We start from the raw sequence: 22,758 nt of genomic DNA on the forward strand, positions 1-22,758 counted from the left end.
GGAGCTTTACCGCACAACGACCTGATTCCTCGCCCACGTCGAACGATGTGCGAGGAATCACGCATCCGTGAGAAAGCCTGCTAGGCCCCGGTGGCGAAATCGCCGTGACTGCCCATCGCCTGGGTGAGCAGGCTCTTGCGGTACTGCTCCAGGGCGACGAGGTCGCCGAAGAGGGCGAAGTAGGCCTCCGGCTGTTCGGTCGAGGAGACCCGCTGCAGCTTGGACTTGAGTTCGGCGATCTGCCTGCCGACCCAGGCCTCCTGGGTGCGTGCCAGGACACCGGCGACGAAGCGCGGGATGTCGGCCTCCGTTTTCACCGGCAGCGGCTCGTTGGCCAGCTCCGAGAGCATGGCGCGCATGGTCAGGTCGTCGGTGCGGTCGGCGACGGCGTTGACCCACTCCGCGCCGCCCAGTCCGGCCGCCGTACCGCCCGCCTCGGCGATCAGCATGCGCACGACCGCGTAGGCGGGGTGGGTGAAGGCTTCGGACTCGAGCGCGTCGAACCCAGCGCCCGCCATCGCCGGGTACTGGAGCGCGGCCGCCAGGACCTGGCGTTGCGGCAGGAGCGTGGGATCGTTCGGATTCGGCCGTGCCGCAGGATGTTCGGCTACTACGTCGCGCTGTGCGGCCGGAGGTGGTACTCCCGGGCGCCCGCCACCATTACGATGCCGCTTGGCTTCCTCGCCGACCCGGCGCACGACGGTCTGGATGTCGTCCCAGCCGACCCAGCCGGCCAGTTTGGTGGCGTAGGCCTTGCGCAGGGCGTTGTCCTTGATCTGGGCGACCACCGGCACCGCGCGGCGCAACGCCTCCACCTGCCCCTCCGCGGTGTCCAGATTGTGATCGGCCAGCAGTCCGCGAATCACGAACTCGTACAGCGGCGTTCGGCGGGCGACCAGATCGCGCACGGCCGCGTCGCCGGAATGCTGCCGTAGCTCACACGGGTCCTGCCCGTCCGGCGCGACCGCGATGTAGGTCTGACCGGCGAGCTTCTGATCGCCCGAGAAGGCTTTCAGCGCCGCTGCCTGGCCCGCCGCGTCACCGTCGAAGGTGTAGATGATCTCGCCGCGCCAGAAGTTGTCGTCCATCAGCAGGCGGCGCAACAGGGCGAGGTGCTCGTCGCCGAAGGCGGTGCCACACGCCGCGACGGCGGTTTTCACCCCGGCCAGGTGCATCGCCATGACGTCGGTGTAGCCCTCGACCACGACGGCCTGGTGGCCCTTGGCGATCTCGCGCTTGGCATGGTCCAGACCGAAGAGCACCTGGGATTTCTTGTACAGCAACGTTTCCGGGGTGTTGATGTACTTGCCGGGCATGGTGTCGTCGTCGAAGAGCTTGCGGGCGCCGAAGCCGATGACGTCACCGGACAGGTTGCGGATCGGCCACAGCAGACGCCGGTGGAAACGGTCGATCGGGCCGCGCTGGCCCTGCCGGGACAGCCCGGCCGCCTCCAGCTCCTTGAAGTCGAACCCCTTACGGAGCAGGTGCTTGGTCAGCACGTCCCATCCCGCGGGGGCGTAGCCGCAGCCGAAATGGTGCGCGGCGGCCGCGTCGAAGTTGCGCTCGGTGAGATAGTTGCGCGCGGCTTCCGCTCCGGGCTCGCGTAGCTGGGCCATGTAGAACTCGTGTGCGGCCGCGTTCGCCGCGACCAGCCGGGACCGGGTGCCGCGGTCGCGCTGCACCGAGGTGCCGCCGCCCTCGTAGTTGATCTGGTACCCGACCCGGTCGGCCAGCTGCTCGACCGACTCGACGAACCCGACGTGCTCGATCTTCTGCAGGAAGGCGAATACGTCGCCGCCCTCACCGCAGCCGAAGCAGTGGAACAGGCCGTGGTTGGGACGTACGTGGAACGACGGCGACTTCTCGTCGTGGAACGGGCACAGACCCTTCATGGAATCCGCGCCGGCGCGCTTGAGCGCGACATACTCTCCCACCACGTCTTCGATCCGGACGCGTTCGCGTATCGCCGCGATATCGCGATCTGGAAGTCGTCCGGCCACGGCAGTGAGTCTAGGCGAACGCGGGGCCGACGCGCCCGGGCGGCTCCGCACAGCGCGTTCCGGCCGAACCTGGTGGCGCGGCCGCCCGGCGGGAATCCGCTCGCCCGGTCGATCAGGCCCGGTCCAGCTCTGTGCGGATCGCCGCGACCGTCTGCGCCAGCCGGGCTTGGTGCGAGCCCTGCCAGTAGACACGCCCGCACGCGTGGCACTGCCGGAACGTGTCGTAGTAACGCCGGGTGAGCGGTTCCAGCCGATCTTCGACCTCGGCTTTGGCGACCTCGGCCACGGCACCGCCGCAGCGCAGGCAGCGGGTGAACGGCGCCAGGCACGCGATGAGGTCGAGCCGCCGGATCACTTCCACGACTTGCTCCACCGGCTGGTCGGACCGGATGTAGACGCCGTGTGTGACGTTGCGGCGCTTGAGCAGCCCCCGATCACGGGTGAGCAGGATCCGGTGCTCGGCCGCCGACACCTCGGCGAGTTCGGCGTCCTCGGCGTCCCACCGGCAGTGCACGTCGAGGCCCATCAACCGCATCAGCTTGGCGAGGCCGCCGAGATTCACGTCGGCGAGGAACCGGGGCGCGCGCAACGGGTGCGGGCGAACTCTGGTCACGGCCCCGATGTCGAGTGTCTCGAAGACGGGATACGCGGCGACCCGCCCGCCGATGGGTGGTTGATGGTCGAAGTCGACCGGGTGCCCGTCGACCAGGACCAGGTCGACCTCGGTGTGCGGGATGCCCGCGGCCTCGATGACGTCCTTGACGGTCTGATGCGGGCGGAACGGCCGCCGCAGCACGGTGTACCGCTCGTCGGGCCGCAGGAAGTCGTTCAGCTCGGCGTAGACCCTCAGCTCGACGCTCATTCGACGAACAGCGCCATCGACGCCGTGAATCCGTGCAGCGCGTTGCGACCCGCGATGGGCCCGATCTCGCCCGCGGCGAAGAAGCCCGCGAGCGGAATGCCGTCGAGCACGTCCTCGATCGCCGTGGCGTCGTGATCGGCCACCCCGAACATCCGGCGGCCGCGGCCGTTGCAAGTGAACAGCAACGCGCCGGCGGGACGCCCGGAAAGGTCCGTCCGCACCCGCGCCAGGGCGGCTCGCAGGTCCTGGTCCGCCCCGACCGCGTCGCGAACCTGGAATTGCACGGTCGTTCCGACCTCGACGACCTCGCCCACCTCGATCGCTCCACTGGACGGATCGGCGCCGAGCAGGCCGCGGATGAGGAAGTCGCCCTGACCGGGCTCGGCCAGGTGCTCGTCCACCACGAAGCCGATCTGCAGGCCGCGGGCGAGCTGTTCTTGCTGGTCGATCGGCAGCACGGCGACGATCTCGCGCAACCGCTCGATCGGCGGTTGCCCGCCGAGCCCCGTGATGACGGTGCCGTCCGCGCCGGTGACGGTGTAGGGGTAACCGATCGGGCGGCAGCCCTGCGAGACGATCGGCACATTGTGCAAGCCGGGAAGACGCACGCCGACCGCACCGGAGGTCACCACGGCGTGGTCGCGGAACAGCCGGCTGCCTTCTGGCCCTCGACCGCCGCTCACCAGCCCACCCATCACGACGGTGCCGGGCAGGTCCGTGTTCACGTACTCCAGCAGCAGGTCGGCGGGGAAGGAGTAAGGGTCGGGCAGCAGCAGGTGGAAGTCGCGTGCGGCCTTGTCGAAGCGGTAACCGGCGAGCAGCCCGCCGCTCGCGGTCCGGAGGAAGTCCAATTGGAAGGTCTCGGCAGCGGGCAGTCCGGAAGCCAGCCACACCGCCACCGCGGGCTCGTCCTCGATCTCGCGGCGACCAGCGACGATCGCCTGCGCCACACACCCGATCAGAGCGGGCACCCGGACCGTCCGGTGGACACCGGACAGCACCTCCACGGCCTCGTCGGTGTGCGCCCGGGAGGCGAGCAGCACGGCGAGGGACGGCGCCGCACCCGCGAGCTGATCACGGGCGAACGCTGCGGCCTCCATGCCCGCCTGACGGGCGCCGGTCGCGGTGGAGAGTCCTACTCCGATCCGCACCCTTCCATGGTAGCCAACCTGGGACGACGGGGATAATATTGCCGCGCAAGGCATTTGGATGCCGCTAACGGGCGACGGGTGATGACGCCGCGATAGGGCCGTTCGGTGCGGTCGTCTGACTCCGGATACGTGTCCACATCGTGATCGCTTGGAGCCCCCCTGGTTTCGGCCGGGCAACGACGATCAGCGCATGTTGCGATCCGATAGCTGCTCGGCGACTCGCCATCGTCGTCCATCTTCCCAGCCCCGAGAGGTCCGGTGAACTCGAGTGACAATAACCGGCACCACAGTCTGCTTTCGGCCATGCGGAGATCAGAGTGTCGGCGCAGGCCAGCGCACCGCGGCAAGACCTGATGAGGACAAGCGGGAGACATCGTGAGTCAGCCGTCGCGGATCGACACGGGCGAACTGCGCGCGATGGTGTCGACCCTGGAGCGACTCATCGCGGAGGCCGCGCGCACGGTCGGCGAGTTGAAGGCAACCATCGCGTCCGCGGAAGCGCTCGTCAGCGGCGACCACCACGGCGAACAGCCGGTTCCGGCGCGCGCCGAAGCGGTCATCGCCCAGGCGCCCGTCGCCGAATCGCCGGCCGAATCCGATCGCACGGCGATGCCCACTCCGTGGTCGCGACGACCTCCGGCGACGCCCTGGTCGAGGCGCGTCGTCAGGCCGTGCCCGACCGTGCCCAGCACGCCGGTTCGAGTGTCCGCGCCCCGCACGGCAGGCGTCCCGATCGCAGAACTGCCCGCGCCCGCATGGCAAACGGCCGCGTCGCGTCGCTCGGAATTCGAGTTCACCCGTGGCCGGACCGGCGCCGTCGGCGACTCCGGCCCCGTCCGGCGAACCGATAGCGCCGACGACGTCCCGGCCCCACAAGTCGCGGTCACAGCCGACTCGGCGCCGATTCGGAGGACCGAGTACGCCGACCACCCCGCACCCAGCCAGCGGGCCGATGCGGCGGCCATCCAACCGACCGATGTCGTCGACTCCGCGCCGATCCGGCGCACCGGCGGAGCACCGATCCCACAGATCGACAATCTCCATGAGCCCCGGTCGGCCGGACGGACCTCCATCACCCCAGGCCCTGCATTCACGCGACAGGCCGGCACAACGCCTAGCCGTGCTGCTGACCACCCGACAAAGGCCGACGCCGCACCGCGCCACGAGCCCGTCCCGCTGATAGCGGACGGGTTTCCGCCCATCAAGCGCACCGGCGCCGTACCCGTCGCAGAGAGCGCTACTCCGCATCACCGCCCGCCTGGCGGGCGAACCGAACACATACAGGGCACGAGCGCACAACGCGCCGACGCCCCACAGCACCTCGTGTCGAGGCGGAAAGACTCCAGCTCAGCTGTCCCCCAGGCCGACTCGGGGCAGCCCGATATCGCAGACGCCTCCCCATCCGTCGCAGAAACCGACACCGCGCATGGAGCCGAACCCGGCCCCCCGATCGGCACCGCCGACGAACCGGTGGCGATCGAGCGGACCGACACCACGAGCCGCCTGGCACCCACCATCGCGGACGGCCCCCCGGCGCGAGCCGGTAACGAGCACCGCCCCGAACTCATCTCACCGATCGACCTGGCGAACTGCCTCGCATCGGCATCGGTCCAGCGAACCGCTCCCCGATCCACCGAGTCCGCCACCCCGCGGCGTCCGGTACCCACCCAGCAGTTCGAAGCTACAGACGACACGGCAGCCGACGGAAGGACCGACGACCCCACCACCATCCAGCAGACCGATCCCAGATCTACCGAGTCCGCCACCCCATGGGGCCCAGCACCCATCTCACGGCCCGACGCCACCCACAACTCCGCACCCACCCGGCCGTTCGAGGCCACAGGCGACATCGCGGCTGGCGGAAGGACCGACGTCCGCACCACCATCCAGCGAACCGACCCCGCATCGAACAACGAGAGCGGCGCTCCGAATCACCCGGCCATCCAGCAGACAGCTGGCCCCGAACAGCGGCCTGCCCCCGCACCCAGCGAGCGGATCGACATCAGCCACCGCCCCCCGCCGCAGACCGGCACTTCCGACATCTCCGAGGTGAGTCGGATCGCCCAGGAGATGTCGGAGCGGCACGGCTTGAAGTGCGTCGGGTTCGATGGCGCGGATGTCGACGTGCAGGCGGTCCGTGAGATTGCTTCCGCCATCGATGACCTGCTGGCGAAATACCCGATTCCGCTGCGGGGGGTGGAGCTCACCGACGATCCGGAATCGCGTCCGCGGCCGCAACCCACGACGATCGCGGAGGGATCGGCTGAGGTGTGGATCTTCCTGGATAGAGCTGCCCCGCAGTCGCCGGGCGGGGCGGCTCCGCAGCAAACGCGAAGAATATTTCGCAAGCGCGGGCCTGTCGAGCGGCCGGTGTATTCGACGGTCGTCCGGGAATTCGCGAGGGCATTGGACGTCGCGGGTGGTTTCCGGGCTCGTCAAGAAGCGTTGCGAACGTTGATCAACGAGTCCCTTCTCCGCGGCGGCAGTGGCGCCGGTCTGCTGGACCCGGGCCGGGCTCTGGTGGAGGGCTTCACCGAGGTGGTCCTGCGTGGAGATCGCGCGGGGGCGTCGGCGAAGGAACTGCATGCGGCACTGGTGAAGATGGCGCGCGCGGAGTCCACCGACCTGCCGGAGTCCACCGACCCGCCGCAGCCCACGGACCTGCCGGAGTCCTCCGATCTGTCGGCGTGATGTCGGGGCCGCCGGGCATTCTCCGGTCTAGGCGTTCAGGTGGACCGCCACCCGCTCCAAGCGGCTTTCGGTGTAGGAGGCGATCTGGTCCACCACGACGCGCACGCGGGCGGTGTCGTCGCGCGCGGCATCCCAGAACGGCAGCAGCACCGGATCGAGACTGTCCGGGGCGGTCGCCAGCAACCGATCGGCCACGGCGAGGATGCGTTCGCGCTGCGCGGCTTGCCGCAACTGGTGCGCGGAGTCGGACATCACGTAGCGCAGCGCGACGGTTTTCAGCAGTGCCACCTCGGCGGCGACGATGCGCGGCACTTCCAGGTCGGCGGCGTATCGGGACACGGGTTCCGGCCCGGCCACCTCCCGGGTCGCCATGATCGCCGCCGTGGCGAAGCGGCCGACCAACTCGCTGGTGAGGCGCTTCAGCGCGACCGAGGCGGTGAACGTGCCGTCGTAGCCGGACGCCGCCGCGACCACCGGCAGTTCCGACAGCCGTTGCGCGGCGGCGATCAGTTCGTCGGCCGCCAGCGAGTGCTGGAACTGACCCAGCGCCGCCAGCGCGTCCTGTTCGGTGGTGTCGGCCAGCGCGCGCAGGTCGATCCGGCCTGCGATGACGCCGTCCTCGACGTCGTGCACCGAGTAGGCGACGTCGTCGGACCAGTCCATGATCTGGCATTCGAGGCTGCGGCGACGGTCCGGCGCGCCCTTGCGGATCCACTCCAGGCGCTCGAGGTCGACCTCGTAGGCGCCGAACTTGGTGCCGGGACCCATTCGCCCCCATGGGTATTTGATCGCCGCGTCGAGTGCGGCGCGGGTGAGGTTGAGGCCCGCGCTGGTGGCGTCGGGCTCGAGCACTTTGGGTTCGAGGCGGGTGAGGATGCGCAGGTTCTGCGCGTTGCCTTCGAACCCGCCGTATGCGTCGGCGAAGGTGTCGAGGGCTTTCTCCCCGTTGTGGCCGTAAGGCGGGTGGCCGATGTCGTGGGCGAGCCCGGCCAGGTCCACCAGGTCCGGATCGCAGCCGAGACCGTCGGCGATGCTGCGGCCGATCTGGGCTACTTCCAGGGAATGGGTGAGCCGGGTGCGCGGGGTGTCTCCGTCGCGCGGACCCATGACCTGCGTTTTGTCGGCCAACCTGCGCAGGGCCGCGGAGTGCAGCACGCGGGCGCGGTCACGGGCGAACTCGGTGCGATGGCCGGTTTCGAACTCACTGCGCGGCGGGCCGAGCCCGGCGATCTTGGCGCCCTCGACGACGAGGCGTTCGGTGTCGTGATCGGTATATCGGGCGCTCATCTCGTCTCACTGCCCCGCCGTGTAGGTGAAGTCCGCCGAGAAGTGGGTGAGCTGGTACCAGAGCAGGGCGCCGGTCTCCCGCGCGATGCCGTGCGCCTGGGATTCGCGCGTGTAGACGGCGGGGCCGGTCCTGGTCGGCGCGGTCCACGCCGCCAGACCTTCGTCCCTGGCCATGGTGCGGGTGCGCAGCGAGTGCCAGGGATCGCTGACCAGCACCGCCGACGACATGTCCCGCGCCCGCATCGCCGTCGCCACGGCCTCGACGCTGCGCAGGGTGTCCGAACCGGTTTCGACGGCGAGGATCTTGTCGCCGGGCACGCCGCGCGCCTGCAGGTAGTTCTTGCCCGAAGCGGCTTCGGTGAACAGATCGCCCTCCTGCTTGCCGCCCACGGTGATGACCCGCGGCGCGACACCGGCCCGGAACAGCTTGTACGCCTGGTCGAGTCGCGCTTCGAACACCGAGGACGGCGTTCCGGAGTACTGTGCCGCGCCGAGCACGACGATCGCGTCGGCCTTCGTGTAGTCCTCGATGCGCGCGACCTGCCACACGCGGAACGCGGTACCGCCGACCAGCACCGCACCCATCACCACCGAACCGATGACCAGGCGCCGTGCCCAGCGCAGCAACCCCGCGCCGAAGCCGTGCGGCCCGGCCGGGTCGGGAGCCGGGAGAGCTCGGGTGCGCATCGTTGGCAAATCCACGCCCCAAGTCTGCCAGGAGCGGCATCACGGTCCGGTAACCGTCGGTTCGAGCTCGGAACGCTCAGCGGCTCCGCGCACCGGGCGAATGCATTCAGAGCGCCGATCACCCCTGCGAGCAGGCCGGTTACCAGCCGCGGGACTGCCAGGCCGGAAGGTCGGGGCGTTCGGTACCGAGGGTGGTGTCGTCACCGTGGCCCGGGTACACCAGGGTGTCGTCGGGGTATCGGTCGAAGAGTTTGGTCGACACATCGGTGAACAGGGAGGTGAAGTCCTCCGGGGAGGTGGTGCGCCCGATGCCGCCGGGGAACAGCGAGTCGCCGGTGAACAGGTGAGTGCGGCCCGTCCCGTCGGTGAGCGCGAGGGTGATCGAGCCCGGCGTATGGCCGCGCAGGTGGATGACCTCGAAAACGAGGTCGCCGACCGGGACGGCGTCGCCTTCGGCGAGCAGCCGGTCCGGGCGGATCGGGAGCGGATCGGCGTCGAGCGGATGGGCCGCGGTGGGAGCGCCGGTGGCGGCGGCGGTCTCCCGCAGCGCCATCCAGTGGTCCCGGTGCTGATGCGTGGTGACGATCAGCTCGACCTGTCCCGGCGCCTCCTGCTCGATGAGGGCAGCGATGCGAGCAGCCTCGTTGGCGGCGTCGATGAGCAGGGCGGCGCCGGTGCCGGTGCACTGCACCAGGTAACAGTTGTTGTCCATGCCGCCGACGGACATCTTGACGATGCGGGCGCCGGGGACATCGCGCTGCTGCGGGTTCGAATCCGGGGACACGTGGCCGCTGTACGGGCGATCGATGGTGATCACGAAACGATGCTAGCGAGTTAGATTCGTGCCATGTCATCGCCGCCGCGGTTCCGCTTCGCTCGCATGCTCGCGATCAGCGTTCTGCTCACCGCGATCGCACTGTCCGGGGCCGCGACGGCCGGGGCGGAACCACCGCTGCGAATGGACACCTATGTGGAGGACCCGGCCGGCGCGCTCGACGAGCGCCAGCGCGACCAGGTGCGCAATGCGGTGAACCAGCTCTACGCCGACCAGCAGGTCCGGCTGTGGGTCGTGTACGTGCGCGACTTCGACGGACTCACTCCGCAGGACTGGTCCGCGCGCACCGCGTCGATGTCCGGGTTCGGCGAGCGGGACCTCCTGCTGGCGGTCGCCACCGAGGACCGCGCGTACTGGTTGGCGGGCGAACTGCCCAGCGGCGTCAGCGATTCCGAACTCGACGGCCTCGTGATCCGGGAGGTCGAGCCCGCCCTGCGCGACGGCCGCTGGGCCGATGCCGGGGCCGCGACGGCCGACGGACTGGACACGGCGATGCGCGGCGGCGGGGTGAGCGTCCGCGCGCTGCTCGTCCTGGGTCTGCTCGTCGCCCTCGGGGCAGGCGGCCTCCTGTGGTACGCGCGCAAACGGCGGCGCGACCGATCCGAGGCCGAGCTGGCGGCGGCGCGGCAGGTGGACCCGGAGAACGCCACGGTGCTGTCGGCGTTGCCGTTGGACGCGCTGCACGCCCGCTCGCGGGAGGCGCTCGTGGAGATCGACAACGCGGTGCGCACCAGCGGCGAGGAACTCGACCTCGCCACGGGCGAGTTCGGCGCCACCGCCACCGTCCCCTTCCGCACCGCACTCGACAGCGCGAAAGCCGCTGCCGCCGAGGCGTTCGCGATCCGCCAGCGCCTCGACGACGCCATTCCCGAGACGCCGGACGAACAGCGCGCACTGCTGGTCGACCTGATCGGCACGGTGGGCCGCGCCGACCGGGAACTCGACGCGCAGGTCGCCGCCTTCGACGCCATGCGTGATCTGCTGCTCGACGCTCCGGTGCGGTTGGACGCTCTGACCAGGGACATCGTCGACCTCACTGCTCGGGTCCCGGATTCGGAGGCCGAACTGAACCGGCTCGCCGCCACTCATCCGGCGAGTGTGCTCGCGCCGATCGAGGACAACGTGCGGATGGCGCGGGAGCGCATCGCCTTCGCGGAGCAGAACATCGACGCGGGACGGTCCGCCCTCGCCGAGCCGGTCGGCCAGCAGGGCGGCGCGGTCGCCGCCATCCGGTCGGCCGAAGCCGCGATCGGTCAGGCGCGTGCCCTGCTCGACGCGGTCGACAACGCGTCCAGCGCCATCCGGCAGGCCCGCGACGGCCTGCCCGCTGTGCTGGACGAACTGCGCCGCGACATCGCCTCCGCCGCCGAACTCTCCGGCTACGGTGGGCCGGAACTATCGGATGCCCGCACCGCCGCGCAGTCCGTGTTGGACAAGGCGACCGCCGCGGCCGACACCGACCCGCTGAGCGCCTTCCACGACGCGGTCACCGCCGACGCCGCCCTCGACCGCGCTCTCGCCGCCGCCACCGACCGCAAACTCGCCGCCGAGGACCTCGCGCGCAGGCTCGGTCACGCGCTCACCGACGCGGGCGCGCGGATCGGTGCGGCCGCCGACTACCTCGCCACTCGTCGCGGCGGCGTCGACGCCGAAGCGCGCACCCGGCTCTCGGAAGCACAGCGCAACCTCGACGAGGCGCGGCGGCTGAGCGCGAGCGATCCGGCAGTGGCACTGCGGCACGCGCAGACGGCGGCGGATCTGGCCGGGCGCGCACTGCGGGCGGCACAGGCAAGTGTGCGGGCCTGGGAGGCGGGCCAGGGGCCCTCCGGCGGCGCGCAGGCCGGGGCGGTGCTGGGCGGCATCCTGCTCGAAGGGCTGCTACGCGGGGCGGCGGGTGGCGGACGGCTATCCGGGGGCGGCTGGAGCCCTGGCTCGTACGGCGGTTCGTCGGGCTCCCGGCGGATCGGTCGCGGCGGAAGATTCTGACCACGTCTTGACCCTGACACCGTGTGAGGCCATAGACCAGGACCCGTCATGTTGAGTATCGGAGACTTCGCCAGGCACGGACAGGTGTCGGTGCGCATGCTGCGCCATTACGACGCGATCGGGCTGCTGCGGCCCGACCGGGTCGACGCCGCCAGCGGTTACCGCTATTACGAGGCGGGACAGCTGGCACGGCTCAATCGCATCGTCGCGCTGAAGGATCTCGGCTTCACCCTCGAACAGGTGCGCCGGATCCTGGACGAGCGGGTGGGCGGCGCCGAACTGCGCGGCATGCTGATGCTCCGCCGCGCCGAGCTCGAGCAGCGCATCACCAGCGACCGCGCCCGCCTGACCCAGGTCGAGACGAGGCTTCGAGTCATCGAGAAGGAGGGCTTCATGCCTGCCCACGATGTGGTGATCAAATCCGTCCCCGCCGTCCGCGTAGCCGAGGTGACCGGTGTCGCGGGCGACTTCGAACCCGGGTCGATCGGGCCGGTGACCGGTCCGTTGTTCGAGGACCTGTGCGCGCGGCTGGCACGTGCCGAGGTCACGCCGGTCGGTCCCGGTATCGCGTACTACGAACAGCGCGACGACGGCACGATTCTCGCCCACGCCGCGATGCCCGTCGACCTCGATCCGGACGGCGGACACGATTTCGCGATGGTGGACCTGCCCGCGATCGACCGGGCCGCCACCGTGGTGCATCGTGGCAGCATGGACCTGGTCCTGGAACCCTGGCAGGCGCTCGGACGCTGGATCGACGAGAACGGCTACCGCATCACCGGGCCCAGCCGCGAGGTGACCCTGGTCTACACCGAGGACACCACGGGCTGGGTCACCGAGTTGCAGGAGCCGGTCCAGCCGAAATGAGATCAGGCCGTGGCTGCCGCGTAACTCGGCCGCCACGGCCTGCCCCGGGCGGATCAGCCCGCGCACACTGCCGACAACGCGGTCAGCTCGGCCCGTACCTCCTCGAGCAGGTCTTCGGTGTGCGTACCGCCACCGAGCACGCCGACGGTCAGCTTGCCGGTGAAGGTGTAGACGAGATAGGTGACCGCGGCCGACGCGCCCGCGGAGGGCCGGGGATGCGCGGAGACATAGACGATCTCGTAATCGGTCAGTTCGAGACCGGCGGGCGTGCGGAACGCGGGCACTACTCCGGTGTTGGTCACCGCGATATGCCCGGCCAGTGAGTGGATCCTCGTGCCACCGTAGTAGTCCGGGAAATGCAGCACCGACTGCTGCACGACGCCTTCGGCCAGATCGTGCGTCAACCGGGATGAAACGCGCTGGGCCAGTTCGAGAACGTTCGCCGCGGGGTCCACTTCCGCCGCGAACGAAGTCAACCCGGCCATGTTGGTGCCCGCCGCGGCGGCGACCGGAGGCTCCAGCCGGGTGCGCAGGTCCACGGGGTACAGGCAGCCCAGCTGGGTCGCGCCACCGGCGGCGGCCCGCCCGTACGCCCGCAACAGCGCCGCGGTGAGCAGGCCGTTCACCGTCACACCGGTCTTGCGGCCCAGATCCACGATCCGCGCGGTGGCGTCGCGGTCCAGCCGCACGCGCGGAGGGCGGGCGAGCGTGCTCGGCGCGGGCTGCGGGCTGTCGGGCGGCACGCTCCTCTCCTCGGGCGCAAGCGGCTTGGTCACCTCCTCGAATCCGGAGACTGCGGCCCTGGTGATGCCACGCTCGGCGACATACCACTCCAACGATTGCGGAATCCCTTGCGGAACAAGGCTTGTAGGCCGGTTCTCGATAATGCTGGTGTAGCAGTCCCATAGTCTGGCGAGCAGTTCGACGCAATGCCCCGCATCGGCGACGCTGTGGTGAGCGAACAGAGTGACACGCCATTCGCCTGCGCCCGCGCCCACCACGTCCAGATAAGCCAGTTGAACCGCGGGATCCACAGCGGGGACGACGATCGCCGCCACGTCACCTTCCCGTACCGAAACCGGTACCCATGCGCTCTCGTTCGCTTCGAGCAGATGACCTTGTCCCGCAGCGTCTTCCGCGATGCGACAACCGATCACCGGATACGCGCGCCGCAACGCCGCGAATGCCTCCCGCAACGCGGTCACGTCGAGCTCGCCCCGCACCGACACCGACCGGCCCGTGTAGGTGCCGTGCCGCACGAACCGCTGCTCCGACGGCGCCAGCGGCCGGATCGGAGCGTCCTCATCCCACAACATTCCGCAAGGGTGCGGCACCACCGGCACGGGTGCAAACCGACCAGGCGGACGAATGCGGAAGACTGCCGGTATGAGTCTCGCGGCACATCTGGAGAAGATCGGTCTGCCTTCGGTGGAGGCACAGCTGGCCCACCCCACCGTGGTCGGGATCGCCGAGGGCACCCTGCCCGAGCCGGTGTTCCGGTCCTGGTTGGAGCAGGACTATCTATTCCTGCTCGACTACGTCCGCGTGTTCGCCCGCCTCGCGTGGCAGGCTCCGGCGGCCCATCTGGGCGACCTGGTCGACCTCGCGCACGCCACCTACCACGAGGAACTGGCACTGCACCGCTCGCTGGCGGCCGAGTTCGGCGCCGACCTCGACGGCGCAGCCAAAGGCGCGCCGTGCGCGGCGTACACGGCGTTTCTCCTGGACTCCGCCGCGTCCTACGGCGAGGGCCTCGCCGCCCTCTACCCGTGCATGTGGGGGTATTCGACGCTCGGCGCACGGCTGGCCCAGCGCCCGCCCGCCGAACCGCGCTACCGCCGCTGGGTCGACACCTACGCCGATCCGGGATTCGCCGCCCTCACCCGCCGCTGCGCGCAGATGATCGATGAGTCCGGCGCCGACCCGGCACGCGCGGAAGATCTGTTCCGCGAAGGACTGCGGCACGAGCTGGCGTTCTGGGACGTTCCGCTGAATCCCTCTGGCACGGAAGGTCACCCCGCACCCTCGGCGGAGTGACTTAGGCTGACACCGTGAGTCAGGACCACGTGCGGGCGTCCGACGCCGACCGCGAGAAGATCGTCGACCAACTGCGGCTGGCGATGAACGAGGGCAGGCTGACATTGCCCGAATTCGACGAACGGCTGCAACAGGTGTACGCCGCCAAGACCTACGGCGAACTGACGCCGCTGCTGTCCGACCTTCCCGCGCAACGGCAATCGCGGCGGGCGCGCGCCGAAGGCATTCCGCAGTGGATCACCATCATGTGGACACCGTGGGTGTTCGTCAACGCGCTGTGCGTGGCGATCTACCTGGCCACCGGCGCGGGCTACTTCTGGCCGTTCTGGGTCGCCGTACCCTGGGGGCTCGCGCTGCTCATTCCGACCACGATCGGCATCACCACGCGCAAGAAGAGCTGCTGAACGACAGCGTCCCGCGGCCGGTTACGGCCACGGGACGCGACAGCGAACTCAGGCGCCGATCAGGTGCTGGGCCAGGTAGCCCTCCACCTTGTCCAACGCGATGCGCTCCTGGGTCATGGTGTCGCGCTCGCGGATGGTCACCGCTTGATCCTCGAGCGTCTCGAAGTCGACGGTGATGCAGAACGGCGTGCCGATCTCGTCCTGGCGGCGGTAGCGGCGGCCGATGGCGCCCGCGTCATCGAACTCGACGTTCCAGTTCTTGCGCAGCCGCGCGGCCAGATCCTTCGCCTTCGGCGTGAGATCGGCGTTGCGCGAGAGCGGAAGCACCGCGGCCTTCACCGGCGCGAGGCGGCGATCCAGGCGCAGCACCGTGCGGGTGTCCACGCCGCCCTTGGCGTTGGGCGCCTCGTCCTCGGCGTAGGCGTCGACCAGGAAGGCCATCAGCGAGCGGGTGAGGCCCGCCGCGGGCTCGATGACGTACGGGATGTAGCGCTCGTTGGTGGTCTGGTCGAAGAAGCTCAGCTCGGTGCCGGAGTGCTCGGAGTGCGTCTTCAGGTCGAAATCGGTGCGGTTGGCGATGCCCTCCAGCTCACCCCACTCGTTGCCCTGGAAGCCGAAGCGGTACTCGATGTCGGTGGTGCCCGCCGAGTAGTGCGACAGCTTGTCCTTCGGGTGCTCGAACAGCCGCAGGTTCTCCGCGGTGATGCCGAGATCGGTGTACCAGGAGAACCGCGTCTCGATCCAGTACTTGTGCCACTCCACGTCCTCGCCCGGCTTGACGAAGTACTCCATCTCCATCTGCTCGAACTCGCGGGTGCGGAAGATGAAGTTGCCCGGGGTGATCTCGTTGCGGAAGCTCTTGCCGATCTGCGCGATGCCGAACGGCGGCTTCTTGCGCGCGGTCGTCATCACGTTGGCGAAGTTGACGAAGATGCCCTGGGCGGTCTCCGGGCGCAGGTAGTGCAGGCCCTCCTCGGACTCGATCGGGCCGAGGTAGGTCTTGAGCATCATGTTGAAGTCGCGCGGCTCGGTCCAGCGGCCGACGGTGCCGCAGTTCGGGCACGCGAGCAGTTCCATCGAGACCGTGTCCGGGTCGTCGATCTTGTTCTTCAGCGCGTACGCCTCCTGCAGGTGGTCCTGCCGGAAGCGATGGTGGCAGTTCAGGCACTCGACCAGCGGGTCGTTGAACACGCCGACGTGGCCGGAGGCCACCCACACCTGGCGGGGCAGGATCACCGACGAGTCGAGGCCGACGACGTCCTCACGGCTGGTGACCATGGCGCGCCACCACTGCTTCTTGATGTTCTCCTTGAGCTCGACACCCAGCGGACCGTAATCCCACGCCGACTTGGTGCCTCCGTAGATCTCACCGCACGGGTACACCAGACCCCGGCGCTTGGCGAGGTTGGCAACGGTGTCCACCTTCGACTTGGGTGCCACGCGAGAATTCTCCATCCACTGCGAGTCGGATTCTTGTTGCCTCGACACGATAGTTTTGCGTCGACGCTGCGATTGTGCCCAGCCTATCGGCAGGCTCGGCGCCGGTTTCAACCGCACGGTTCGGCGCGCCCGTTTGACATGCGCACCTGTGCATACGCAAACTGGTAATGCTTTCCATTAAGGAGTTGGTGACATGACCGCCGAGACCGCCGCGGCTCCGCCGCACAACCCGTATCGGTCACCCGGCCCTGCGCCGGTGCCCGCACGCACCGTACTGGAGGACGCGGGTGAGCTGTTGCGGGCGCTGGCCGCGCCGGTGCGGATTGCTATCGTGCTGCAGTTGCGCGAGTCGCCCCGCTGCGTCCACGAATTGGTCGACGCGCTCGGGGTCACGCAACCACTGGTCAGTCAGCATCTGCGTATCCTCAAGGCCGCCGGTGTCGTGCACGGTGAGCGTTCGGGTCGCGAGGTGCTCTACGAACTCGTCGACGACCATCTGGCGCACATCGTCGTCGACGCCGTCGCGCACGCCGAGGAAGGGTGATTCGTGCCAGACAACACGGCCGCTCCACAGAAACCGGTCGGTATCCGCAGCACCAGGCAGCGCAGCGCCATCGCCGCGCTGCTCGGTGACATCGACGAGTTCCGCTCCGCCCAGGATCTACACGACGAGCTGCGCAAACGTGGCGAGGGCATCGGGCTGACCACGGTCTACCGGACGCTGCAGTCGCTGGCCGACGCGGGCATGGTGGATGTGCTGCGCACCGACTCCGGCGAGTCGGTCTACCGGCAGTGCTCCACCGGCCACCATCACCATTTGGTGTGCAGGCATTGCGGCCGCACCGTGGAGGTGGAGGGCCCGACGGTGGAGGCGTGGGCCGAGGCGATCGCGCACGAGCACGGCTTCACCGAGATCAGCCACACCCTCGAAGTGTTCGGCACCTGCACGACATGCGGGACGCCGCGCCGACGCGACGGGTGATCGATCCGCTGCCCAGGGCGTCCGGTTGACGCGGCCTCGGCCGAATCATGTGGTCCGCGCTGTTCGACACCGTCGATGCGGCCCCGCGGTCGGCCGAACCGCGCCGCAGAATTCGCCATCGCGACACGGGAAGGCGACCCGGCGCAGATGACGGCCAGGTCGCTCGCGAACGGTCGGGAATCGATGACTTTCGGCACCGACGGCGGGCCGCTCCCGTCCGAGGGCGGCCCGCCGCAGTGACCGAATTCAGCTGACCGGCACCGGGTTCCGCGTGGGAGCCGGGGTGTCGGCCGGACGACCGCGCAGCGCGCCCACGCCCAGCAGTGCGAGCGCGACTGCGCTCCAGACCAGCAGCACCACCAGCGGGCCGGTCGCGGCGGCGCCGTCGAAGAACGCGACCGAGCGCAGCAGCGACCCGGCGGCGCCGGGCGGTAGCAGCTGTCCGACGGCGCCCCACGGCTGCGGCAACAGCTCGGGCGCCGAAGTGGCCGCCGAGAACGGATTGCCGATCAGCAGCATGGTGAGCGCGGCGATACCGATGCCGGGGCGCCCGAGCACGGCGGCGAGTCCGACGACCGCGCCCGCTACCGCGAACGACACCAGTCCGGCCACCGAGGCGAGCACCAAGTAGGAGCCGGGCACCACGGACATCCAGCCCTGGATGATCGCCATGCTCAGCAAACCGCCCGCGACGCCGAAGGCGACCAGCCCGATCACCTTGCCGCCGAGCGCGGGGATCAACAGTGCCAGCAGCACCCCGGCGGCGATACCGGACATCACCAGCGGCAGCACCATCGCACCGAAGGCGGCGCCGCGCGGATCATCCGAGTCGGCCGCCACCACGTCCTCGACCCGGGCGGCGGGAGCGCCGGAGAGCTGCTGCCCGATCTGGGTGAGCTGTTGCGCGACAGCGGGACTCGCGCCGGAAGCGACCAGCACGCGCGGCGGCCCGTCGCCGGTGACGATGGCCCCGTAGACCTCCCGGTCCTCGATCGCCGCACGTGCGGCGGCCTCGTCCGCGGGCGTGCTGATCTCGAAGGCGCCGGGACTGTGCTCGGCGAGCTTGCCGGTGACCATCGCGGCCTGCGGGCCGGTGACGGCCAGCGGCAGGTCACGGGGTGCGATGTTGGCGGCCGGCCAGGCGAACGCGATCAGCATCAGCGCCTGGAGCAGGGCGGCGCCGAGACCGAGAGCGAACGCCCGCTGCTTGGTGTTCATGGCCTACACTCCTAAAAATCGAATGCTCGTTCTTTTTAGTTGCGCCTACCGTCGCACGGAGCATCTCGGTTGTCAAGAACGGATATTCGTTTTATTTTTGGAGCATGCCCCGAGTCAGCGAAGAGCACCTCGAACGCCGCAGGCAACAGATCCTGGACGGCGCGCGGCGCTGCTTCACGCGCAAGGGGTTCTACGAGACCTCCATGCAGGACGTGTTCGCGGAATCCGGACTCTCGGCCGGGGCGGTGTACCGCTACTTCAAGAGCAAGGACGAACTGGTCACCGCACTCGCCACGGAGACGACGGTGTCGCTGCGCATCGCCATGGACCAGGCGATCGGTCGCGAACCGCTCCCCACGCCCGCCGAACTGATCACCATGATCGCCGAGGAGGTGGTGCGGCGCAGTGGGCCGGACGGGCCGGTGCGGCTGGCACCGCAAGCCTGGGCGCTGGCCCTGGTGCATCCCGGCGCGGCGGTGATGGTCCGCGAGACGATGCTCGCTATGCGCGCGCTGTGGGTGACCTACGCCGAACGCATGCGCGACAAGGGCTGGCTACCCGAAGACGCCGACGTCGACGCCGTGGCCAAAGCGATCATCGGGCTGCTGCCGGGATTCATCCTCCAGCACCTCATCCTCGGCGACCTCGACCCGCAGACGCTCGCGCGCGGCGTGCGCACCCTGCTCCCCTACGGCGAAACGGCCCACACGGACGTCGGCTGATCCGGCCGACGCAGCTGGCAGGCGCATGCGGCGCGCGAACTCGGCACCGCGCGGTGGTGGTGGCCGGAGTCAGGGCAGCAGCAGGCCTTGCCTGGCTCGGCTCGCGTTGGACAGCACGAGCAGCAGCATCGTGGTGAGGGCTTGGTCGTCCAGGCCCGCGGCCGGGAAGGTGTAGCGCAGGATGACGTCGGCGAGCCGGCCGCGGCCGATCACAGTCAGCGAACCGAACTGCAGCGCGTTGTTGCGCTCGGCCACGCGCTTGTGCAGCTGCGGCTTCAGCGGCCGGTCCCAGGCCAGCACACAGGTGAGGCTCACCACGTCCAGGCCGGGCGCCAGGTTCACCGCGCGCAGCGAGCACAGCGCGCCCTCGTACTCGAATCCCAGCGACCCTTCGGGGTCGACGCGCACGTCGATGCCGTAGCTCGACAGGCAGGCTCCGGCCCGTGCCTGCAGCTCCTGGTCCGGGGTCACCGCTGCGTCCATGTCCGTGCCGCCGTTCACTTGGTGCCGCCGAAACGGCGGTCCCGCGCAGCGTACTGCAGACATGCCTCCCACAGGTTGCGCCGATCGAAATCGGGGAAAAGCGTGTCCTGGTAGACGAATTCGGCGTAGGCCGACTGCCAGAGGAGGAAGTTGGAGCTGCGGAATTCGCCCGAGGGGCGCAGGAACAGATCCACGTCCGGCATGTCCGGTTCGTCCAGGTACTTCGCCACTGTCGCCTCGGTGACCTTCTCCGGATCGATCTCACCCGCCGCCACCCGGCGCGCGATCTCCCTTGCCGCGTCGGCGATTTCGGCGCGGCCGCCGTAGTTGACGCACATGGTCAGCGTCATCACCGTGTTGTCCTTGGTGAGTTCCTCGGCGATCTCCAGTTCCTTGATCACACTGCGCCACAGGCGCGGGCGGCGACCCGCCCAGCGCACCCGAACGCCCATCTCGTGCATCTCGTCGCGGCGGCGACGGATCACGTCGCGGTTGAAGCCCATGAGGAAGCGCACCTCCTCGGGGCTGCGCCGCCAGTTCTCGGTGGAGAAGGCATAGGCCGACAGCCACTTCACGCCGATCTCGATGCAGCCCTCGACGGTGTCCATCAGCACCGCCTCGCCGCGCTCGTGGCCGGCCGTGCGGGGCAATCCGCGTTCCTGAGCCCAGCGACCGTTGCCGTCCATGACGAGCGCCACATGCCTGGGCACCAGTTCCGGCGGCAATTGCGGCGGTCGAGCTCCCGACGGATGCGGCGAGGGCGGGCGGACGACGCCCGCGGGCTTGAGCTCGGTCGCGGTAGCGGAGTCTCGGCGGAGGATCACGGCCTCCATACTGCCCGATCGCCGCCGCTGCCCTGCCGCCGCGTTGCTTCCTGATGAATTCCCCAGTTCCCACCGGCACCGGTGACTTATTCTTTCCTAATCGTGATACTGGGGAGGGGTTTCTCGGACGTGACCGATTTACCAGGCACCGGGACGGCGGCAGGTTTCCGGGCCACTCGCGAATTACTCGGCCTCCCGGTCCCCTGGTGCGCGCGATTCTTCGCGGTCGCGGAGCGCACTGTCGAGCGATGGGAGAAAGGGGCCTTCCAGATTCCCGACAGCGTGGCTCGCGAACTCGCCGCTCTCGCCGACGAGACCGAACAGGTGGTCGAGGCGATGGTCGAAGCCATCGACGCCGGGGAGATCTCGCCCCGCCTGCACACCTACCGCACCAACGACGACTACGCCAAGCACGAGCCGGACACCCGCTACCCGGCCACCTGGCATCGCGCGGTGTGCGCCCGCGTCATGAGCGAGCTGCCCCAGGTAGAGCTGCAATTCGTGGAGTAGGCGGCGCGGGCTGGGGACGGTCTTCGTCCGGTCGCACCGTGTCCTGCGGCGCCCCGGACCGCTCGATCAACGGCAGCGTGCGCAGCTGACGTTCCAGATGCCACTGCAAGTGCGCCGCGACCAGTCCGCTGGCCTGCCTGCGCACCGTGTGCGGTGTCGTCTCGACGCGCTCCCAGTCCCCGCGCAACAACGCGACCAGCAGGTCGAGCACGCCGGGGCCGGGTGTCGCCGCGCCAGGTGGGCGGCAGTGCACGCACACCGCGCCACCGGCCGCGACATGGAAAGCGCGATGTGGACCCGGCGTCGCGCACTTGGCGCATTCGTCCAAGGCGGGCGCCCAGCCCGCGAAACCCATGGCGCGCAACAGGAACGCGTCCAGGATCAGTTCGTGCGGCCGCTGCTTGGCCGCGATCGCGCGCAGGGCGCTAGCGGTGAGCGCGTGCAGCCGGGGCGCGGGCGCGTGCTCCTCGCCCGCCAGGCGTTCGGCGGTCTCCAGCACGGCACACGCGGTGGTATAGCGCCCGTAATCATCGATGATGTCGGCGGCGAACGCCTCCATCGTGTGCACCTGGGTGACGGTGTCCAGCGTGCGCCCCGGATACAGCTGCACATCGATGTAGGAGAACGGCTCCAACCGGGCCCCGAACCTCGACTTGGTGCGCCGCACCCCCTTGGCGACCGCCCGCACCAGGCCGTGCTGCCGAGTGAGCAGCGTGACGATGCGATCCGCCTCACCCAGCTTGTGCTGGCGCACCACTACCGCCTCGTCCCGATACAAACGCACGTGCTGAGTCTAATTGCAGCGCCTGCGGCGCTGCGTGTTCGCGGCCCCTTTGGGGCTCGCGTTTGCGCGGCCGCCGCTTGCTCCTTCGTCGCGTACGCGGCGGCCGCGCAAACGCGAGCCGGGCCGCGAACGGCGCATGCTCGGTCTCGCTTCGCTCGAAACCTGGGGTTGGGGTGAGCCGGGCGCGTTGTGAGTCGGCGCGTTGGTGTCCGGGCTCCGGCTCCGGCTCCGGCTCCGGGCATACGAAATACGGCATGCGGCATGCGGTTCGGCGTGGCTGCTGGGCTTCATTGCCGGTCGGCAGCGACAGACCGCGCGACGCGGGGGCGGTTCGGTGTGCGGGGTCACCGCGCCAGGAAGTGCCAGCCGAGCCAGGCCCAGACCAGTACGGCGGTGATCTTCGTGGTCCGGGTGCTGGTCAGGTACACGATCGTTTCCCCCAGAGACGCGACCTGATCCCGGCGCAACCGTGTGACCGCGACCGCGGCCAGCGCGACTGCCAAGAGCAGGCAGAACCCGGTGATGACTATGGCCCGGTCGCTCATCTCGACACCAGCCACCATCCGGCGGCCAGCCACACCAGCCATCCGGCGAAGCGCAGCGGCCACTGTTCGAGCGCCGGATCCAGCAGCGTGGACAAGCTCGGGTGTTCTCGGCTCGGCTGGTTCAGGGCGGGCTGGCGCAGCAGTGCGTGGACCTCCCATGCCGATGCCGCGACCAGCAGCGCCGACCACACAGCGACCCCGCGCCCGAGCCGGGCGGTGCGCGGAGGCCGCTGGATTCGCGCGCGGACGGCAGGCACCATCGCGCCCAGCGCCGCCACCGCCACGATCGCGGTCGCCGGCCAGCTGAACGGCCGGGTCGCGGCACCGGACGCCGCCAGCACGAGACCCACGGTCAGCAGGGTCACGCGCCACCGGAATCGACCTGCCGACCGCGCCGATTGCTCCGTCATATGCGCAGGATAAGGCCCTGAACAGCCGGAGCC

Annotated in this window: 24 protein-coding genes; 9 read left to right on the forward strand and 15 right to left on the reverse strand. The window is 69.6% G+C overall.

The features are described 5' to 3' along the window. Positions 1–80 precede the first annotated feature (80 nt). From dnaG to LTT66_RS03800, 4 genes are all read right to left on the reverse strand, one after another. Positions 81–2,000, reverse strand: coding sequence for a DNA primase (dnaG, locus tag LTT66_RS03785; protein WP_233063813.1), 1,920 nt, complete (start codon positions 1,998–2,000; stop codon positions 81–83). A gap of 112 nt (positions 2,001–2,112) precedes the next feature. Continuing rightward, positions 2,113–2,862: a Mut7-C ubiquitin/RNAse domain-containing protein gene (locus LTT66_RS03790; RefSeq protein ID WP_233063820.1), complete on the reverse strand. Its 750-nt coding sequence runs from the start codon at positions 2,860–2,862 to the stop codon at positions 2,113–2,115. Next, positions 2,859–4,013 (reverse strand): FIST signal transduction protein, encoded by a 1,155-nt coding sequence (locus LTT66_RS03795; protein ID WP_233063823.1) that lies wholly within the window; start codon positions 4,011–4,013, stop codon positions 2,859–2,861. Before LTT66_RS03795 ends, LTT66_RS03790 begins: the two co-directional genes overlap by 4 nt. Before the next feature lie 380 nt (positions 4,014–4,393). Further along, complete coding sequence (locus LTT66_RS03800; protein WP_233063825.1) at positions 4,394–4,630, reverse strand: hypothetical protein; 237 nt, start codon at positions 4,628–4,630, stop codon at positions 4,394–4,396. An 853-nt stretch (positions 4,631–5,483) separates the two neighbouring features. Here LTT66_RS03800 and LTT66_RS03805 point away from each other — a divergent pair. Next, entirely contained in the window at positions 5,484–6,704 is a 1,221-nt protein-coding gene (locus tag LTT66_RS03805; RefSeq protein ID WP_233069547.1) for a hypothetical protein, read from the forward strand. Between the two features lie 27 nt (positions 6,705–6,731). Here LTT66_RS03805 and LTT66_RS03810 read toward each other — a convergent pair whose 3' ends face one another. From LTT66_RS03810 to LTT66_RS03820, 3 genes are all read right to left on the reverse strand, one after another. After that, positions 6,732–7,991, reverse strand: a complete 1,260-nt coding sequence (locus tag LTT66_RS03810) for a deoxyguanosinetriphosphate triphosphohydrolase (protein WP_233063832.1) — start codon at positions 7,989–7,991, stop codon at positions 6,732–6,734. A 6-nt stretch (positions 7,992–7,997) separates the two neighbouring features. Beyond that, positions 7,998–8,678: a YdcF family protein gene (locus LTT66_RS03815; protein ID WP_181721352.1), complete on the reverse strand. Its 681-nt coding sequence runs from the start codon at positions 8,676–8,678 to the stop codon at positions 7,998–8,000. 139 nt (positions 8,679–8,817) lie between these two features. Continuing rightward, entirely contained in the window at positions 8,818–9,495 is a 678-nt protein-coding gene (locus LTT66_RS03820) for an MBL fold metallo-hydrolase (RefSeq protein ID WP_233063834.1), read from the reverse strand. Positions 9,496–9,525: 30 nt separating this feature from the next. Between LTT66_RS03820 and LTT66_RS03825 the strand changes: the two genes are divergently transcribed. Together LTT66_RS03825 and LTT66_RS03830 are read left to right on the forward strand one after the other, a co-directional pair. Then, complete coding sequence (locus tag LTT66_RS03825) at positions 9,526–11,499, forward strand: TPM domain-containing protein (protein ID WP_233063838.1); 1,974 nt, start codon at positions 9,526–9,528, stop codon at positions 11,497–11,499. A gap of 48 nt (positions 11,500–11,547) precedes the next feature. Beyond that, complete coding sequence (locus LTT66_RS03830) at positions 11,548–12,366, forward strand: MerR family transcriptional regulator (protein WP_233063848.1); 819 nt, start codon at positions 11,548–11,550, stop codon at positions 12,364–12,366. Positions 12,367–12,419: 53 nt separating this feature from the next. On the opposite strand, the gene LTT66_RS03835 is transcribed toward LTT66_RS03830, so the two are convergent. Continuing rightward, a complete protein-coding gene (locus LTT66_RS03835) occupies positions 12,420–13,682 on the reverse strand; it encodes a phthiocerol/phthiodiolone dimycocerosyl transferase family protein (RefSeq protein WP_233063850.1) in 1,263 nt (420 codons plus the stop codon). Positions 13,683–13,752: 70 nt separating this feature from the next. Between LTT66_RS03835 and LTT66_RS03840 the strand changes: the two genes are divergently transcribed. Continuing rightward, entirely contained in the window at positions 13,753–14,403 is a 651-nt protein-coding gene (locus LTT66_RS03840) for a TenA family protein (protein ID WP_233063856.1), read from the forward strand. A 14-nt stretch (positions 14,404–14,417) separates the two neighbouring features. Next, on the forward strand, positions 14,418–14,807 hold the full coding sequence (locus tag LTT66_RS03845) for a DUF1707 domain-containing protein (protein WP_233063865.1): 390 nt from the start codon (positions 14,418–14,420) through the stop codon (positions 14,805–14,807). Positions 14,808–14,855: 48 nt separating this feature from the next. On the opposite strand, the gene LTT66_RS03850 is transcribed toward LTT66_RS03845, so the two are convergent. Further along, a complete protein-coding gene (locus LTT66_RS03850) occupies positions 14,856–16,247 on the reverse strand; it encodes a glycine--tRNA ligase (RefSeq protein ID WP_269821993.1) in 1,392 nt (463 codons plus the stop codon). A 193-nt stretch (positions 16,248–16,440) separates the two neighbouring features. Between LTT66_RS03850 and LTT66_RS03855 the strand changes: the two genes are divergently transcribed. After that, entirely contained in the window at positions 16,441–16,791 is a 351-nt protein-coding gene (locus LTT66_RS03855; protein ID WP_043688763.1) for an ArsR/SmtB family transcription factor, read from the forward strand. A 3-nt stretch (positions 16,792–16,794) separates the two neighbouring features. Then, positions 16,795–17,229 (forward strand): Fur family transcriptional regulator, encoded by a 435-nt coding sequence (locus LTT66_RS03860; RefSeq protein ID WP_195065367.1) that lies wholly within the window; start codon positions 16,795–16,797, stop codon positions 17,227–17,229. Positions 17,230–17,475: 246 nt separating this feature from the next. Here the strand turns inward: LTT66_RS03860 and LTT66_RS03865 are convergent, their stop codons facing one another. After that, positions 17,476–18,447, reverse strand: a complete 972-nt coding sequence (locus LTT66_RS03865) for a hypothetical protein (protein ID WP_233063867.1) — start codon at positions 18,445–18,447, stop codon at positions 17,476–17,478. Between the two features lie 104 nt (positions 18,448–18,551). Between LTT66_RS03865 and LTT66_RS03870 the strand changes: the two genes are divergently transcribed. Then, positions 18,552–19,169 carry a TetR/AcrR family transcriptional regulator gene (locus tag LTT66_RS03870; RefSeq protein ID WP_233063870.1) on the forward strand — a complete coding sequence of 206 codons (618 nt, stop codon included), beginning with the start codon at positions 18,552–18,554 and terminating at the stop codon, positions 19,167–19,169. Positions 19,170–19,238: 69 nt separating this feature from the next. Here LTT66_RS03870 and LTT66_RS03875 read toward each other — a convergent pair whose 3' ends face one another. Continuing rightward, positions 19,239–19,652, reverse strand: coding sequence for a YbjN domain-containing protein (locus LTT66_RS03875; protein ID WP_181721270.1), 414 nt, complete (start codon positions 19,650–19,652; stop codon positions 19,239–19,241). A gap of 14 nt (positions 19,653–19,666) precedes the next feature. Next, complete coding sequence (locus tag LTT66_RS03880) at positions 19,667–20,485, reverse strand: isoprenyl transferase (RefSeq protein WP_233063873.1); 819 nt, start codon at positions 20,483–20,485, stop codon at positions 19,667–19,669. A gap of 120 nt (positions 20,486–20,605) precedes the next feature. Here LTT66_RS03880 and LTT66_RS03885 point away from each other — a divergent pair, with 120 nt between their 5' ends. Beyond that, on the forward strand, positions 20,606–20,986 hold the full coding sequence (locus LTT66_RS03885) for an Aca2/YdiL-like domain-containing protein (protein WP_195065370.1): 381 nt from the start codon (positions 20,606–20,608) through the stop codon (positions 20,984–20,986). On the opposite strand, the gene recO is transcribed toward LTT66_RS03885, so the two are convergent. From recO to LTT66_RS03900, 3 genes are all read right to left on the reverse strand, one after another. Beyond that, positions 20,943–21,770 (reverse strand): DNA repair protein RecO, encoded by an 828-nt coding sequence (gene recO / locus LTT66_RS03890; RefSeq protein WP_233063875.1) that lies wholly within the window; start codon positions 21,768–21,770, stop codon positions 20,943–20,945. The genes LTT66_RS03885 and recO overlap by 44 nt on opposite strands. A gap of 344 nt (positions 21,771–22,114) precedes the next feature. After that, positions 22,115–22,315: a DUF6186 family protein gene (locus LTT66_RS03895; RefSeq protein ID WP_233063878.1), complete on the reverse strand. Its 201-nt coding sequence runs from the start codon at positions 22,313–22,315 to the stop codon at positions 22,115–22,117. Further along, positions 22,312–22,725 carry a hypothetical protein gene (locus LTT66_RS03900; protein ID WP_233063881.1) on the reverse strand — a complete coding sequence of 138 codons (414 nt, stop codon included), beginning with the start codon at positions 22,723–22,725 and terminating at the stop codon, positions 22,312–22,314. Before LTT66_RS03900 ends, LTT66_RS03895 begins: the two co-directional genes overlap by 4 nt. Positions 22,726–22,758: the final 33 nt, after the last annotated feature.

The sequence above is a fragment of the Nocardia gipuzkoensis genome (genome assembly GCF_021183645.1).
Classification (GTDB): Bacteria; Actinomycetota; Actinomycetes; order Mycobacteriales; family Mycobacteriaceae; genus Nocardia; species Nocardia abscessus.